At 33.3% G+C, this 16,621-nt stretch carries 14 protein-coding genes and 1 tRNA gene; 10 read left to right on the top strand and 5 right to left on the bottom strand.

Going from position 1 to position 16,621, the window contains the following annotated elements; translation table 11 throughout:
• The first annotated feature begins 4 nt into the window (after nucleotides 1–4).
• The 3 genes from H526_RS0110655 to H526_RS0110645 all read left to right on the top strand — a co-directional run bounded on the left by H526_RS0110655 (nucleotide 5) and on the right by H526_RS0110645 (nucleotide 2,619).
• Complete coding sequence (locus H526_RS0110655) at nucleotides 5–424, top strand: GNAT family N-acetyltransferase (protein WP_027392994.1); 420 nt, start codon at nucleotides 5–7, stop codon at nucleotides 422–424.
• Entirely contained in the window at nucleotides 421–777 is a 357-nt protein-coding gene (locus H526_RS0110650; RefSeq protein WP_027392993.1) for an MmcQ/YjbR family DNA-binding protein, read from the top strand. The genes H526_RS0110655 and H526_RS0110650 overlap by 4 nt, the downstream gene beginning before the upstream one ends.
• A gap of 72 nt (nucleotides 778–849) precedes the next feature.
• Nucleotides 850–2,619, top strand: coding sequence for a MutS-related protein (locus H526_RS0110645; RefSeq protein WP_027392992.1), 1,770 nt, complete (start codon nucleotides 850–852; stop codon nucleotides 2,617–2,619).
• Here the strand turns inward: H526_RS0110645 and H526_RS0110640 are convergent.
• Nucleotides 2,596–3,456, bottom strand: a complete 861-nt coding sequence (locus H526_RS0110640) for an AraC family transcriptional regulator (RefSeq protein WP_027392991.1) — start codon at nucleotides 3,454–3,456, stop codon at nucleotides 2,596–2,598. The two genes, H526_RS0110645 and H526_RS0110640, sit on opposite strands and share 24 nt — an antisense overlap.
• 138 nt (nucleotides 3,457–3,594) lie before the next feature.
• Between H526_RS0110640 and H526_RS0110635 the strand changes: the two genes are divergently transcribed.
• The 4 genes from H526_RS0110635 (at nucleotide 3,595) to H526_RS0110620 (ending at nucleotide 8,455) form a co-directional block, all read left to right on the top strand.
• The gene (locus H526_RS0110635) at nucleotides 3,595–4,515 is read left to right on the top strand and encodes a dihydrodipicolinate synthase family protein (RefSeq protein ID WP_027392990.1); all 921 of its coding nucleotides are present in this window, start codon (nucleotides 3,595–3,597) and stop codon (nucleotides 4,513–4,515) included.
• 83 nt (nucleotides 4,516–4,598) lie between these two features.
• Nucleotides 4,599–6,182: an aldehyde dehydrogenase (NADP(+)) gene (locus H526_RS0110630; RefSeq protein WP_027392989.1), complete on the top strand. Its 1,584-nt coding sequence runs from the start codon at nucleotides 4,599–4,601 to the stop codon at nucleotides 6,180–6,182.
• Nucleotides 6,183–6,184: 2 nt separating this feature from the next.
• A complete protein-coding gene (locus H526_RS0110625) occupies nucleotides 6,185–7,195 on the top strand; it encodes a 4-hydroxyproline epimerase (RefSeq protein WP_027392988.1) in 1,011 nt (336 codons plus the stop codon).
• A 15-nt stretch (nucleotides 7,196–7,210) separates the two neighbouring features.
• Nucleotides 7,211–8,455, top strand: a complete 1,245-nt coding sequence (locus H526_RS0110620; protein ID WP_035085234.1) for an NAD(P)/FAD-dependent oxidoreductase — start codon at nucleotides 7,211–7,213, stop codon at nucleotides 8,453–8,455.
• Between the two features lie 60 nt (nucleotides 8,456–8,515).
• Here H526_RS0110620 and H526_RS0110615 read toward each other — a convergent pair whose 3' ends face one another.
• From H526_RS0110615 to H526_RS0110600, 4 genes are all read right to left on the bottom strand, one after another.
• Nucleotides 8,516–9,616, bottom strand: coding sequence for a DUF4407 domain-containing protein (locus tag H526_RS0110615; protein ID WP_027392986.1), 1,101 nt, complete (start codon nucleotides 9,614–9,616; stop codon nucleotides 8,516–8,518).
• 128 nt (nucleotides 9,617–9,744) lie between these two features.
• On the bottom strand, nucleotides 9,745–12,066 hold the full coding sequence (locus tag H526_RS30790) for a M56 family metallopeptidase (RefSeq protein ID WP_027392985.1): 2,322 nt from the start codon (nucleotides 12,064–12,066) through the stop codon (nucleotides 9,745–9,747).
• Nucleotides 12,063–12,434, bottom strand: a complete 372-nt coding sequence (locus tag H526_RS0110605; protein ID WP_027392984.1) for a BlaI/MecI/CopY family transcriptional regulator — start codon at nucleotides 12,432–12,434, stop codon at nucleotides 12,063–12,065. The genes H526_RS30790 and H526_RS0110605 overlap by 4 nt, the downstream gene beginning before the upstream one ends.
• Nucleotides 12,435–12,567: 133 nt before the next feature.
• On the bottom strand, nucleotides 12,568–13,956 hold the full coding sequence (locus H526_RS0110600) for a dipeptidase (protein WP_027392983.1): 1,389 nt from the start codon (nucleotides 13,954–13,956) through the stop codon (nucleotides 12,568–12,570).
• A gap of 122 nt (nucleotides 13,957–14,078) precedes the next feature.
• Here H526_RS0110600 and H526_RS0110595 point away from each other — a divergent pair.
• The 3 genes from H526_RS0110595 to H526_RS0110585 all read left to right on the top strand — a co-directional run bounded on the left by H526_RS0110595 (nucleotide 14,079) and on the right by H526_RS0110585 (nucleotide 16,599).
• Nucleotides 14,079–14,160 (top strand) — tRNA-Leu (locus H526_RS0110595).
• A gap of 335 nt (nucleotides 14,161–14,495) precedes the next feature.
• A complete protein-coding gene (locus H526_RS0110590; protein ID WP_027392982.1) occupies nucleotides 14,496–15,083 on the top strand; it encodes a restriction endonuclease subunit S in 588 nt (195 codons plus the stop codon).
• 1 nt (nucleotide 15,084) lies between these two features.
• Complete coding sequence (locus H526_RS0110585; RefSeq protein WP_027392981.1) at nucleotides 15,085–16,599, top strand: type I restriction-modification system subunit M; 1,515 nt, start codon at nucleotides 15,085–15,087, stop codon at nucleotides 16,597–16,599.
• Nucleotides 16,600–16,621: the final 22 nt, after the last annotated feature.

Raw genomic sequence — 16,621 nt, 5'->3', positions numbered from 1 at the left:
AAAGATGGAGCTTATTATCTCTACAGAAAAATCAAAATTAGACATTGATTTTATTCATCAATTTCTTACCAATACTTATTGGGCAAAAGGAAGAACAAAACAAGAAGTAATAACTAGTATAGAACATTGTCTTAATTTTGGCGTTTATATAAACGACGAGCAAATTGGTTTTGCAAGAGTGCTCACTGATTATACCGTATTTGGATATCTAATGGATGTTTTTATAATCGAAAAACATAGAGGAAATGGGTATTCGAAAATACTAATCAAAACAATTATGGAATATCCTGACTTACAAAAAGTTCATCGCTGGATGCTAGCTACAGCAGATGCTCACGGATTATATAAGCAATTTGGGTTTGATTCATTACCCAATCCAGATCTGGTTATGGGTAAAATGATAGATAACAATATTACACGATGAATATAGAAGGGTTTAGAGATTATTGTTTGTCAAAGAAGGGAGTAACCGAAGAGTTTCCATTTGATAAAACTACTTTAGTTTTTAAGGTAATGGGAAAAATGTTTGCGCTAACTGGATTAGAAAGACATCCTTTTAGTGTAAATCTAAAATGTGATCCTGATAAAGCTATTGAACTAAGAGAATATCACTCAGAAATCGAACCGGGATACCATATGAGTAAAAAACATTGGAATACTGTTAACTTTTCTGGCAGTTTAGCTACTAATATGTTATGCGAATTAATAGATCACTCTTATGCGTTAGTAGTAAGTGGTTTAACAAAAAAAGTAAAGCAAGAATTAGAAAATCTTTAATATTAAAACTAAAATAGAGTACGATAAAAAACACTCATTTTTTTATCAATATCTCTATTTCTATAACATACAATGAATAATCCTCAACAATTCTATAACACACAAATAAACACTTATAGCCTATCTCTAAAAAAGGTAAAAAAACAACTAACTCTTTCTAGTACAATTAGACTTTTTGTCTTCTTAGGTATCATAGCCGGTATCTATTTTGGGTACCCAAATACGCAGATTATTGTTGGAAGTATCGTAATAGGAATTGCTCTTTTTATTGTAATGGTTAATCGCCATACCAATTTATCTTACACAAAAAATAAACTACAGAAGTTAATCGATCTTAACACATTAGAAATTGATGTTTTTGGTGGAGATTACAGTAAATTATCTAAAGGAAAAGAATTCATAGACCCTTCTCATAAATATAGCCATGATATTGATTTATTTGGAGATAGATCTTTCTTTCAATATACAAATAGAACAGCCACTGCAGCAGGAAAGAACAAATTAGCACATTTATTAAGAAGTAATAACATAAATAACATCAATGACAAACAAGAAGCTATAAAAAACTTGGGGAATCTAGCAACTTGGCGACAGGAATTTAGTGCTATTGCCTCACTTGTTGATGTTTCTGCTTCAGTATCTACAATTCGACAGTGGTTACAAAACTATGTCCCATTTGTTCCTAAAATAATGAAGGTTCTTCCTACTATTATTTCATCTATTTCTGTAGTGTTACTGGTATTATTATTCTTGGAAATTATTACTTTCCAAATGTTCTTAATTTGGTTTTTTATTGGTTTAGGAATAACAGGATCTCAACTAAAAAAAATCAATAGCTTATACAATGAAGCAAATAAAGTAAAAGATACTTTCGAACAATATTATAAACTAGTAGATAAAATTGAAAGTAGCAGTTTTGATTCAACCTTGCTTCAGGAAAGACAGCAGAACGTAATTAACGAAAAAGAAAAGGCATCACTCATACTAAAACAATTTGCAAGTATTCTTAATGCTTTAGACCAAAGAAACAATATGATGTTTGGTGTTTTTGCTAATGGTCTTCTTCTCTGGGATATTATGCAATGCTATCGTATAGAAAAATGGATTGCCACGCATCATCACAAAGTAGATCAATGGTTTGAGGTTATTGCCTTTTTTGACGCCTATAACTCATTAGGGAATTTTGCTTTTAACAATCCTAGTTATACATATCCAGAATTAATTAAAGAAGGTACCATCATTAACGCTAAAGAACTTGGACACCCAATGCTAAAAACAGCAAAACGGGTTGATAATGATATTATAATCAACAAAGAGGAATTTTTTATCATAACCGGAGCTAATATGGCAGGTAAGAGTACATTTCTTAGAACTGTAGCGTTACAAATTGTAATGTCTAATATTGGATTACCTGTTTGTGCTCAATCCTGTGTATATCGACCTATTAAGTTAATCACTAGTATGAGAACCTCGGATTCTCTAAGTGATGATGCTTCTTATTTCTTTTCTGAGTTAACACAACTTAAAAAAATTGTGGATGCACTACAAGACGATGAGTACTTTATTATTTTAGATGAAATTCTGAAAGGAACAAATAGTAAAGATAAAGCAGCTGGATCTCGAAAATTTGTAGAAAAACTAGTCAATGCTCAAGCTACCGGAATAATAGCAACACACGATTTAAGTCTATGCGAAATCGCGACAGAATTAGATAAGGTGAAAAACAGATTTTTTGATGCGCAAATCATAAATGATGAGTTATATTTTGATTATAAATTCAAAGATGGTGTTTGTCAAAATATGAATGCTTCTTTTTTACTAAACAAAATGGGAATCGTGTAATCTCTTTTTGTATGTAGACGGAGTAACTCCCTTTATTTCTTTAAACTTTCTATTAAAATTAGATAGATTCTTAAAACCACTATTATACGATGCTTCCGATATCGTAATTTCAGTTCCTTTGGATAAAAGTCTACAGACATTTTCAATTCGAACCTCTATCAAAAATTGAAAAAATGTTTTATTTGTGCGTTGTTTAAAATATCGGCAAAAAGCATTTGGTGTCATATTAGCAAGGCTTGCCACTTCTTTTAATGAAAAATCTCTGTTAAACTCATTCATTACAACTTGAAAAACAGTAGCCATTCTTTTTCCTTCATTATCTGTATATGCTCTTTTAGAAATAAATGAAGATATTGTTTCTACTTTAACCGTTTTTAAAAGTTTTAATATTTTCAGAAAAACCATAAAACGATCTAGTCTATCTTCTTTTCCTAAAATTTTGAGAAACTGTTTTTTTAGCTTTTGTTTTTGTGAAAGCACTTTAATCCCATATACAGAGCTTTTAAAAAAGTGATTTAAACCCTCAAACTCTGGCAAGCCAAAAAACATTTTACCAAAGGATTCTTTAGTAAAAAAGAGAGAAATCATATAAGATTTCTCAACAGATTCTGAACTTTGTAATACATGCGGAACATTACTCCCAAAAACCAAAATATCATTTGGTTTGTAATCAGTAATGGTATCACCAACAATTAAGTTACCTTCTCCAGAAATAATAATAGAAATTTGTATTTCTTCGTGCTGATGAAATTTATCATATAAGACAATTTCCTTATCTTCTTGAACAATTAAAGTATCCGTGGAAGATTTGGGTATTTTAAAGGGTAAGACTTTCATTTATAGCAGTATCTACATCAATATTAATCATAATTAAGCAAATTATTACAATATGCGATAATATAGTATCATAATGAGATAATTTCGAAATATACACTTGATGAAATTGACAATATATTTGAACCAAAATTATAAGCAATGACTATAGATTGGAAAGGCGTTATGCCAGCAGTTACTACAAAGTTTACAGACGAAGACACTTTGGATTTATCAATGTTTACTACTAATATCGAAGCACAATTAAATGCTGGTGTTCATGGAATTATTTTGGGCGGAACATTGGGAGAAGCAAGTACATTAAACAATATGGAAAAAAGTACTCTCGTAAAAACTACTGTAGAAATTGTTAAAGACAAAGTCCCTGTTATTATCAATATTGCAGAACAAAGCACAAAAGGTGCTATTGAAGCTGCTCAAAAAGCAGAAGAAGATGGCGCTAATGGTCTTATGATGCTCCCTCCGATGCGATATAAAGCTGGAGATAGAGAAACAGTTGTTTATTTTAAAGAAGTAGCTAAAAACACTGATTTACCCATTATGATCTATAATAATCCTGTAGATTATAAAATTGAAGTTACGTTAGATATGTTCGAAGAACTTATCAAATTTGACAACATACAAGCAGTAAAAGAATCCACCAGAGATATTTCTAATGTTACACGTATAAAAAATAGATTTGGAGATCGATTAAAAATCCTAAGTGGTGTAGATACTCTGGCTCTAGAAAGCTTACTAATGGGCGCAGATGGATGGGTTGCTGGATTAGTTTGTGCATTTCCAAAAGAAACAGTAGCGATCTACGAACTACAAAAAGCAGGACGAATTAAAGAAGCAGTAGAAATTTATCGTTGGTTTTTACCATTGCTAGAGTTAGATATAAATCCTAAATTAGTACAAAACATTAAGCTAGCAGAGGTTGCTACCGGAATTGGAACAGAAAACGTAAGAGCTCCAAGACTTCCATTAATTGGAGAAGAACGTCAAAATGTTTTACAGGTCATTGAAAATGGATTAAAAACAAGACCAGTACTACCAAATTACAAATCTTTGGTTTCTTAACAGAACACAAACAATTCTAGGAGAATAAAATCCTCCTATTATAGATTAAATTATTATAACACTAACTCACTAATTTGTCATTAATGATAAGCGGTAAAAACTACATTGGTAATCAACTTTCAGCAGAAAGTACCAAAACATATAAAACTTTTAATCCTAAACTAAATCTAGAAAATGAAACTATTTTTCATGAAGCTTCTTCAGAGGAAATAGAAAAATCAATATCTCTAGCTGCAGATGCGTTTGAATCATTTAAAAAAGTGTCTGGTCTAAAAAAATCGGAGTTTCTTAATACTATCGCAGACGAAATCTTGAAACTAGACCAAACACTTATTAACACATATATGTCCGAAACTGGACTGCCAGAAGGAAGAGCAAAAGGAGAACGCGGCAGAACAATCGGTCAGTTAAGAATGTTTGCGGAGTTAGTTGCTAATGGTTCTTGGGTAGAAGCTACAATTGATACAGCAAATCTAGAACGCAAACCGATCCCCAAACAAGATATTCGTAAAATGCTAGTTCCTCTGGGGCCAGTAGTTGTTTTTGGAGCTAGTAATTTTCCTTTAGCTTATTCTACAGCTGGTGGAGATACTGCTGCTGCATTAGCAGCTGGATGTCCGGTCATTGTAAAATCGCACCCTATGCATGCGGGAACTGGAGAACTAGTAGCTTCGGCTATTATAAACGCCGCTAAAAAAACAGGTATGCCTAATGGAGTATTCTCTAATCTTAATAGCTCTGGAATCGAGGTTGGTACTAAACTGGTTAAGCATCCAAAAGTAAAAGCTGTAGGATTTACTGGAAGTATAAAAGGAGGAAGAGCTCTTTTTGACTTAGCATCACAACGGTCAGAACCAATACCTGTATTTGCAGAAATGGGAAGTGTAAACCCTGTTATTCTTTTACCAAAAGCAACAACTTCTAAAGGAGCAGACCTTGCGAAAACCTATGCACAATCAATTACACTAGGAACTGGACAGTTTTGTACAAACCCAGGTTTACTCCTAGGAATAAAAGGTGAATCACTTGATAATTTTATAAATACTTTATCTGATGAAATTATAAAAATTGAACCATCTTGTATGCTACATCCAAATATCATTGGTAACTATGAAAAAAACAAAACTAATGCGATACAACAAAAAGGCCTAATTATAACTGCTAATTACGAAAGTGACGTAGCCGTTAATCACGCAAAACAAACTATAACTACCGTAGAAGGAAAAACATTTTTAGAAAACACTACATTACATCAAGAAGTATTTGGTCCATTTTCTATGGTTGTACAATGTGAGGATATAAAAGAATTAGAAACTGTAATTACTAATCTAGAAGGGCAACTTACAGGAACTATCCTTGGTGAGGATGATGAAATTGAAATGTATTCTCCCATAATAAACGCATTACAAAATCGTGTGGGAAGAATAATTTTTAATGGCGTGCCTACAGGTGTAGAAGTGTGTCCTTCTATGCTCCATGGTGGTCCATATCCAGCTTCCACGGATAGTAGATTTACAGCAGTTGGTATTCATTCTATTAAACGTTGGGTGCGACCATTTAGTTATCAAAGCTGGCCAAATAACTTACTGCCAAATGAACTTAAAAACGAGAACCCTTTACATATTTCTCGATTAGTAGATGGAAAACAAACTCATGATCAGATTTAATCATGTCTAAAACTGTTTATAAATGTATAGATGCTCATACCTGCGGAAATCCAGTTAGGGTAGTTACTACAGGACATCCAAATCTTAAAGGAAATTCAATGAGCGAAAAACGCCAACATTTCCTAAAAGAATATGATTGGATAAGAACAGGGTTAATGTTTGAACCCCGTGGGCACGATATGATGAGCGGTAGTTTTTTATTTAAACCCAGCGATTCTTCAAATGATTTTGCAATATTATTTATTGAAACATCTGGTTGTTTACCTATGTGCGGTCATGGAACCATTGGTACTATTACCATTGCTATCGAAGAAGGGTTAATACAACCCAGAACCCCAGGAAAAATACGAATGGAAGCCCCTGCAGGTTTAGTTGAGATTACCTATAAGCAGTCTGGAAAAAAAGTAGAATGGGTTCGCCTGAAAAATGTAAAATCCTATCTTGCTAATCAGGATTTAACTATAGATTGTCCAGAACTTGGAGAAATTATTTTTGATGTGGCTTACGGAGGTAATTACTATGCAATTGTAGACCCTCAGAAAAACTTTGGTGGAATACATAATTTTACAGCTTCTAAGTTGATTCAATATTCACAGGTTTTGCGTGGTCGAATTAATAAAAAATACCCAAACTATTTTGTTCATCCAGAGAACGAAACCATTAGAAATGTAAGTCATATTCTTTGGACGGGAGATCCTTTAGACCCTAACTCTTCAGGGAGAAATGCTGTTTTTTATGGTGACAAGGCCATAGATCGCTCTCCTTGTGGCACAGGAACCTCAGCAAGAATGGCCCAATTATATGCAAAAGGAAAACTAAAAAAGGGAGATGATTTTATACACGAAAGTTATATCGGTTCTAAATTTATTGGAAGAATAGAAGAAGAAACTGAGCTTGCTAATCAAAAAGCTATTATTCCTAGTATACAAGGATGGGCAAAAATTTATGGATACAACACCATCATTATCGATGATCAAGATGACCCATATGCTCACGGTTTTCAAGTAATTTAAATTTATGATTCAAAAATGAAGGAAGTAATTGTTATAGGAGGAGGAATAATCGGTCTTTGTTCTGCATATTATCTGCATAAGGAAGGTCATAAAGTAACAGTGATAGATCAGTCATCTATGGATTTTGGAGCTTCTTATGTAAATGCTGGATATCTAACTCCTAGCCATATCATACCTTTGGCAGCTCCTGGAGTAATGAAGAAAGGAATTAAGTGGATGTTTAATCCAGCCAGTCCTTTATACATAAAACCTCGACTTAATAAAGAATTTTTAAAATGGTCTTGGGCTTTTAATAAATCTTGTTCTTCAAAAAATGTAGCTCGTAGCATTTCTGCCATTAAAGATATAAATCTACTAAGCAGAGATCTTTATTCTGAAATAAGAGAACAAGAACAGTTTAAATTCCATTTAGAACGAAAAGGGTTATTAATGCTTTGTCAGACAGATTCTATGCTAGAAGAAGAGATCCGTGTAGGAGAACTTGCGCAAAAAGAAGGATTACCCGTTAAAAACCTCTCATTTTCCGAATTAAAGCAAATTGAACCTAATGTACAATTCAAGGCTAAAGGTGCTATTTTGTATGAATGTGATGGACATACAACACCTCATCTATTTATGGAAGAAATAAAAGAATACCTTTTAAAACAAGGTGTGATCTTTTCGAAAAATGAAAAAATTTCTGACCTAATAATAGAAAATGGAAAAATTACTGCCATTAAAAGCACAACTACGGCATATTCTGCTGATGAATTTGTATTAGCAGCCGGTTCTTGGTCGAAAATACTAAGTAAAAAACTTGGAATTAAATTATTGTTAGAAGCTGGTAAAGGATATCGGATCAATTCTAATAGAAATTTAGGTATTACTATGCCGACAATCTTAGCAGAGGCTAAAGTTGCTATTACTCCAATGAAAGGATTTACTCGATTCGCAGGAACTATGGAAATTGCTGGAATTAATCATAATATTAACAAAGTAAGGGTTGAGGCTATTGCCAAAGCTGCTCATACATACTATCCTGATATTGTTCTTACTGATAACGAAAAGAACGACGCTGCCAGTGGTTTACGACCTGTATCTCCAGATGGCATGGCTTATATTGGCAAATCCAACAAATGTAGAAATCTAACCATTGCCACCGGACATGCAATGATGGGTTGGAGTATGGGCCCAGCAACAGGAAAACTAGTTTCTGAAATTATTTCGGATAAAAAACCATCGTTAAATCTAAACGTATTTCATCCAGATCGACGGTTTTAAAAATCAAGTATTCGACCTGAAAGGTATAACCTACCCCTCAGGTCTTTGATTTATACTATTTTATAATATATCAGTTTGCTTTTTATAGAAGGCATCTTGTTGTTTCTGCATCAACTCTCTTGCAATTTTCTTTTTATATTGATACAATTCGTCCTCTTCGGCAATATCGCCATAGACTCTATCATTAACTGTATGATCCGTTGCTAATAAAATTTTACGCTGATCTGCTTTTTGCGCTGTCCAGGTTTTTACTTCGCCTTCTACATCTTCAATTTTAAAATCATATTCGCCTCTAGGAGAAAGTAACTTTGCAAAAATTGGAGAAGTTTCGATAGCTAAAAACAATAAAAATATAAAAAATGAAGGTAGCCAAGGCAATTCATTAAGTGCATTTACTCGAGCCATTAATCCATCAAAATTATCAATTATTGGTTGAGAGTCTTGTACTTGCTTTTCATACTCCAATGCTAACTCCGTTTTTTGCAATTCTAAATTTGCAATTTTATCTGTATTCGTTTTCTTAAGTGTTACCAATTCCGCTAATTGCGCATCGTGTTTTTCTCTTTTTTCTTTGTAAACAGGGCCTTTGCCAACTAGCTCTGTTCCTTTTCGACCTTCTGCTTCTGCAATATAAGTTTCGTACAAGCTATTTACCTTTGTTTCCTTGTCAATAATATCTTGTTTCAGTTCTGCAATTTCAGTATCTAAACCTTCTAATATCGGAGTGTACTGTGTCGCTATTTGTTCTTGATTTGCTAAGGTTAAATCATTCTTTTGCTCTAACAGAACTTGATCAATTTCCTTTTCAAAAATCTTTAATTCTAAAGGTTTTGAAATCACTACCGCAATAATCACCGCTAAAATAATTCTAGGAGATGCCTGTAGAAATTCATCTAGAAAACTATCTTTTTTCTTAATAGTAGATACTATAAATCGATCAAGATTAAAAATTAATAAACCCCATACCAATCCAAAGAAAACAGCAGTGAAATAATTATCAAATACTGTATATAATGCATAACTGGCCGCTAAAAATGCCATCAGCGCTGTAAAAAATACCGTTGCACCAATACCTGCGTATTTGTTTTGTTCTCCATTAGAGCTATCCGCCAATATATTAGCATCTGCACCGGAGCACATAATAAAAAATCTTTTTAACATAATCTAAGGGTGTATTTTGATTGACAATAGACTTATAACGCTGATTTCTAACCAAATGTTGCACAAAAACCTCACCAAGGTGAGGTTTTAATTAATTTATTATGATTTCTAATAACTAAAGTTTATGATCAATCTTTAAGTTTAACTTTTGATTTACCATTTTTTGTAGATGCATCAATTGAAATCTTGTTATTAGAACCCTCTACTAGTTTAAGAGCTTCTTTAGCAGAAATTTGTTTCCCGTTATAATAGAAATCAGCATCATTTTTCGCCATTCTTTCTATAAGTTTATCAGGCGTATTGTTCTCTGCCATCCTCGCTGCTCTCTGCTCTGCTCTCATAGCGTTCATTTCTGCCCTACGCATTTTTTTTTCTGCTTCCATTTCTGCTTTGCGAGCATTCATTTCTGCTTTACGAATTACTTTTCGCGCTTCCAGTTCTGCTTTTTGAGCATTTTTTCGTGCTTTCATTTCTTCCATCCGTATTTCCTTCTCAGCTTTTCGAGCTTGTACTTCAGCCTTTCGCATTGATTTTTCTGATCGCTCTCTTGATTCTTCTGCAGCTTCTCTAGCCATAGCTCTTGCTTTCTCAGCAGCTTCTCTACTTATCATAGCATTCTCGCGAGCATTTTCTGCTGCTTGTCTAGCTTCTTCTTGACTAAGCATTGCTATTTCTTGTCCCATTCTAGACTCCTCTACTCTTACCATTGCTTCTTCTCTTCTAATTTCCGCTTTTTCTCTTGCAAGTTCCGCTCGCTCTCTAGCCAATTCTCTTTGTACTTCTGCCTTTAAAACCGATTTTTTGGATTTGTTATTGTCATATTCTTTCCCCTTAGGAGCAGGAGGAGGTGGTGGAGGTATATCACTCTTCTCCCCTTTCTTTACTTCTGGAGCTGGCGGAGGTGGTGGAGGTATATCACTCTTCTCCCCTTTCTTTACTTCTGGAGCTGGCGGAGGTGGTGGTGGCGGAATATTGCTTTTTTCTCCCTTCATTACTTTTGGTGATTCTGGAACTGGAGGTGGCGGTGGAATATCTGGAAACTGTTCCACTCCTTTTCGCTGCTCAGCAGTCATTTTCCTATAAATATCTATCATACGATAAATCTCACTCTGCTTGATGTTAATCGGTTTGTTACCTTTGATTTTAGCATTTATATTTTTTGCCCACACATCATATTCTTTTACCATTTCCTTAGTAACTCCGTCCTGAACGTCTTTCTTTTCCCAATTTTTAGAAATGGTCATAGTTCTTTTTTCAGAGGTATCTGTAGTCGTTGATGGCTCGAAAGATTGAGGTTCCTCAACAAAATTTTCATTTTTAAACTTAATATCATCCATACCAAGATCTTTAAGCTCATTTAATAATGGAAGTATAAATAAATCCTTATTAGCTTCTTGATGAAAAGTTATACTAGCATTCGTAGTTTTTTTTGTAGCATTAAGCTTTACATATTCTTTTGCTAAGTTTCTTACTTCATCAATGTTAATTTTCTTTTCTTCATGATAAAGATTGTTACTGGCATCAATTGTTAATTCAAAATCATCTTCAATTAACCGCTCTGGCACTTCTTTGATAATTTCCTTGGCTACAATATCATTATTAAATGATAGTAGACCAATTGCCAGCAACGGTAACACGGCTAGCATCTTTAAGATTGTCTTCTTACGGGAAAAATTTTTAGTCATCATCTGTAATCGTTTTTTTGTTAATGAATAATTAATAGGACTCGATAATCCAGCTTGATTAGAGCTGTTTTTGTAATTAAGAAGTAAGTCAACATAACTCTGTATGGAAAATTGTTGTTTCAATACATTCTGATCGGCTAAGAATTCATGATTTAATCTAATTGATTTTTTAATGAAAATAAATACCGGATTAAACCAAAAAATTACTTGTAATAATTCTACAAACAGTATATCTAAGGTATGCTTCTGAAGCACATGCGTTTTCTCATGAACAAGGATTTCTTTAGGAATAGCCTTTTCCTGAAATTCCTTTTTGGGAACAAAAATAAAGTCTAGAAAAGTATGAGGAACAATCGAGTTGCCCACTAAAACGTTTACATGTGATGTCTCTTTTAAACGTTCATTTCTTCTTACTTTTTTTCCAATATCGATAAGATTTTTAATGAATCTAATCCCGAAAATCAATACCCCAATTCCGTATAAACTCCATACTATAATTGATATATAATTGATCGGTTCTTTTACTTCATTTACCTCAGATACATTCATCACCATCGGAACTGCCGTGTCCAAAATTATTTCTGGTTGTGGAACAACTTCTACTTCATAGGTAAGGGTAACAAACGGAACACTAAAAGCAAACACCAAACTAAAAAGAAGATAAAACCTCTTTACAAAATGAATATTTTCTTTTTCTAAAAACAACTTATAGAATCCCCATAAGAGTATTAAACAAAGTGATGATTTAATTATATATGCTATCATTTTTGTTTCTTTAAAAGTTCTTTATCTACAATCTTTTTAAGTTCTTCTAGTTCTGAGGTTGATAAATTCGTCTCAGAAGTAAAAAAAGATGCAAACTGGGATGCAGAATCGTTAAAAAAATTCTTTATCAAACCGTTTACATGCTTCGAAAAATAATCTGTCTTTTTTACCAGTGGATAATACTCTCTAGATTTTCCGTATAAAGTATAATCTATAAATCCTTTGTCGGTCATTCTTTTTAATAAAGTAGCGACTGTGGTAGTTGCCGGTTTTGGTTCTGGGAAAGCATCTAGTAAATCTTTCATGAAAGCTTTTTCTAGTTTCCAGAGGTACTTCATTAATTGTTCTTCGGCTTTAGATAACTGCATTACTCTACATTATTAGAATTAACTCTACAAATGTAGAATAAAAATTTGTATTTCCAAATATTTTTTTATTTAGAACAAAAAAACCACTCTAAATGAGTGGTTTAATTAAAAGATAAGCTTAAAAAATTCTTTGTTATTTATATAATTCTGTAAAATATTTATAAAACAACGGGATGGTTTCTATACCCTTTAGATAATTCCAAACACCAAAGTGTTCATTAGGGGAATGGATTGCATCACTATCTAATCCAAATCCCATAAGAATTGTCTTACTCTTTAATTCTTTTTCGAATAAAGAAACGATTGGAATACTTCCTCCACTTCTTTGCGGAATAGGAGTTTTACCAAATGTATCTTGGTATGCTTTGCTCGCTGCTTGATATCCAATGCTATCTATTGGAGTTACATATCCTTGTCCTCCGTGATGCGGAGTAACTTTTACAGTTACTGCCTCTGGCGCAATACTTTCGAAATGATTCTTAAAGAGTTCTGTTATTTCTTTCCAATCTTGATTAGGCACTAAACGCATCGAGATCTTAGCGTATGCTTTACTTGCGATAACCGTTTTAGCTCCTTCTCCTGTATATCCGCCCCAAATTCCGTTCACATCTAATGTTGGACGAATTGAATTACGTTCGTTAGTTGTATATCCTTCTTCTCCGTATACAGCATTGATATCTAATGATTTTTTATAAGTATCCAAAGAAAATGGAGCTTTTGCCATTTCTGCACGCTCTTCTGTAGAAAGGTTTTCTACCTTATCATAGAATCCCGGAATTGTTATATGATTATCCTCATCGTGTAATGAAGCTATCATTTTAGTCAAAATGTTAATTGGATTTGCTACCGCTCCTCCATATAATCCGCTATGCAAATCTCTGTTGGGTCCTGTAACCTCTACCTCTACATAACTTAACCCTCTTAATCCTGTTGTAATCGAAGGAACATCTTTTGCAATCATCCCAGTGTCACTAATAAGAATTACATTGTTCGATAATTTTTCTTGATTTCTTTCTACAAACCAACCAAGGCTATTACTTCCAACTTCTTCTTCTCCTTCGATCATAAACTTAACATTACAAGGAAGTTGATCTGTCTTAGTCATTAATTCCATTGCCTTAACATGCATATACATTTGCCCTTTATCGTCACAAGAACCTCTTGCAAAGATTGCGCCTTCTGGATGTAATTCGGTTTTTTTAATTACTGGTTCAAAAGGTGGACTATCCCAAAGGTCAATTGGATCAGGTGGTTGTACATCATAGTGACCATATACTAAAACAGTAGGAAGATCAGGGTTTATTATCTTTTCGCCATAAACTATAGGATATCCAGGAGTTTCACATATCTCTACAAGATCACAACCTGCATTTTCTAGACTCTTCTTAATTTCATCAGCAGTCTTAATAACATCATTCTTATATGCAGAATCTGCACTAATAGATGGTATTTTTAGTAATTCAAGAAGCTCGTTGATGAAACGCTCTTTATGTTCCTGAACGTAAGATTTAATATTTTGCATTGGATTGAATTAATTTTGTCTAAAAGTACTAAAAAAATTTACTGAGACTTTTTATTTTAAAAGTATTGTTTATATTTGCACTCGCTTTTATAAATAGTCCTAAGTTTTATAAAGGTATTAATGCGGGCGTGGTGGAATTGGTAGACACGCTAGACTTAGGATCTAGTGCCGCGAGGTGTGGGAGTTCGAGTCTCCCCGCCCGCACTGTAAAGGAAAACCCAGATCAGCTGATCTGGGTTTTTTGTTTGGGGTCATACATAGGTCATACTTTTCACAAACTTCTCAATACTAAAATTCATACCAGAATTCAATTCGCACACAACTTTTAGCAATAGTTCAATATCCTTATTAGTCTAAATAGAAAGAATTATACATTTTTGCCCCCCTGAATTGAGCTCTAAAAAAAGTTTAATAATACTGCAAACACAAGAAATAAAAATACACATAAAAAATGCATCATAATGATTATGTGTATTTATTATTGCGTAATTAATAAAGTATGCGTATATTTGCATCATAGTGATTATGTATTTTAAAATATGCGAAGTAAAATAATTAATTTAAAATCAATTTTATCTTACCAGGGACTGTCCTCTGGGTACTCTTTTAGGGGAAAAATTAAACACGTCCATAATGGAGGTGTTCGTATAATACAACTAAAAGATTTTGAAGATAATTATACATCTATAGGAAATGATTGTTTTCTTATTGATAGCGAAAAAATAAAAAGCAAATACTATTTAAAAACTGGTAATGTTCTTTTTATAGCAAAGGGTACTAACAATTTTGCAATAGTATTTAAAGGTTTAGATGATATTCCAACTATTGCTTCATCAGCTATATTTGTACTTAAAGTAAATAAGGATATAGCTAATCCAGACTTTATAGCCTGGTATATAAATCAATCCAAAGTTCAAAACTACTTTAAAACAAATGAAGCAGGAACTTATGTTACCAGTATTAATAAGACAACACTAGAGAACACACCTATTGCACTTCCTTCATTAGAGCTACAAGCCAAAATTGCCAAAATTGCAAACCTTCATAATAAAGAATTAGCAATAAACAGTAAAATATCAGACTTGAAAAACAAATTAACTACCACTCAACTTTTTAACGTATTGTAAAATGTCAAACAAAATAAAACCTACACAAGATCAAATAAATATCGCATTATGGAATGCGTGTGACACTTTTAGAGGTGCATTTGATTCATCAGAATACAAGAATTACATTCTTGTTTTTATGTTTATTAAGTATTTAAGTGATGTATGGAAAGATCATTATAACGAACTTAAAGAACGTTATGGTGATGATGAAGAGCTAATCCAAAGAAAGTTGAAGCGCGAGCGTTTTGTACTACCCGATAACTGTTCTTTTGATTATATTTATGAGCATAGAAACGATACAGATATAGGTGAAAAAATTGACAAGATATTTGCGCAAATAGAAGAGCGTAATATCGAAAAATTAGATGGTGTTTTTAGAAATATTAGTTTCAACTCTGATAAATTAGGGCAGACCAAAGACAGAAACCGTCGTCTTAAAAACTTGATTAATGACTTTGCAAAGCCAGAGTTAGATTTTCGTCCATCACTTTGGGAAGGGAAACAGGATATCCTTGGAGAAGCTTATATGTATCTTTTGGAAAAATTCGCATCAGGTGCTGGTAAAAAAGGTGGGGAATTTTTTACACCAAAAGAGGTGTCTAGTCTATTAGCAAAACTAGTTTCACCAAAAGAAGGTTATCGCATTTTTGACCCAACTTGTGGATCGGGTTCTTTATTGATAAAGGTAGCAGAAGAAACCAAAGATGCTAAAGACAATCCTACAAATAATTTTGCTATATATGGTCAAGAATCTAATGGTGATACCTGGGCATTGAGTAAAATGAACTGCTTTTTGCACAGTATGGACTCTGCACAGATTGAATGGTGTGACACCATAAATAATCCAAAGCTAAAAGAAGGCGATGTATTAATGAAGTTTGACATTGTGGTAGCAAATCCACCGTTTAGCCTTGATAAGTGGGGTCACGAAAATGCGGAAGCAGATCGTTATAAACGTTTTCTTCGCGGTGTGCCGCCTAAGTCTAAAGGAGATTATGCCTTTATTCTGCATATGATAGAAACAACATTACCAACTGGTAAAGTAGGTGTTATTGTACCTCATGGCGTACTCTTCCGGGGAAGTGCAGAACAAAAAATAAGACAAAAACTTATTGAAGAAAATTTGCTAGAAGCTGTGATAGGCTTGCCAACCAATCTATTTTATGGCACTGGTATTCCTGCAGCAATTCTAATTTTCAACAAGGCAAAAACGACTAAAGATATTCTATTTATAGATGCCAGTAAAGAGTTTGACGACGGAAAGAAGCAGAATGTCTTACGTCCACAAAATATAGATAAAATTGTGACTACTTATAAAGAGTTCACTACAAAAGAAAAATATAGTTCTGTAATAAAACCTGAAGAAGTAGCCGAGAATGACTTCAACCTTAACATACCACGTTATGTTGACACCTTTGAAGAAGAAGAACCAGTAGATATTGCAGAAGTGCAAAAAAATATTGAGCAATTAGAAACAGAACTGGTAGAAGTGCGAGCCGAAATGGACAAACATTTAAAAGAGTTGGGCTATTAATACTGAAATGCAAAAGATTAAG

It is taken from the genome of Aquimarina latercula DSM 2041, from assembly GCF_000430645.1.
GTDB classification, from domain to species: Bacteria; Bacteroidota; Bacteroidia; order Flavobacteriales; family Flavobacteriaceae; genus Aquimarina; species Aquimarina latercula.
This window is presented reverse-complemented; position numbering and strand designations above follow the sequence as displayed.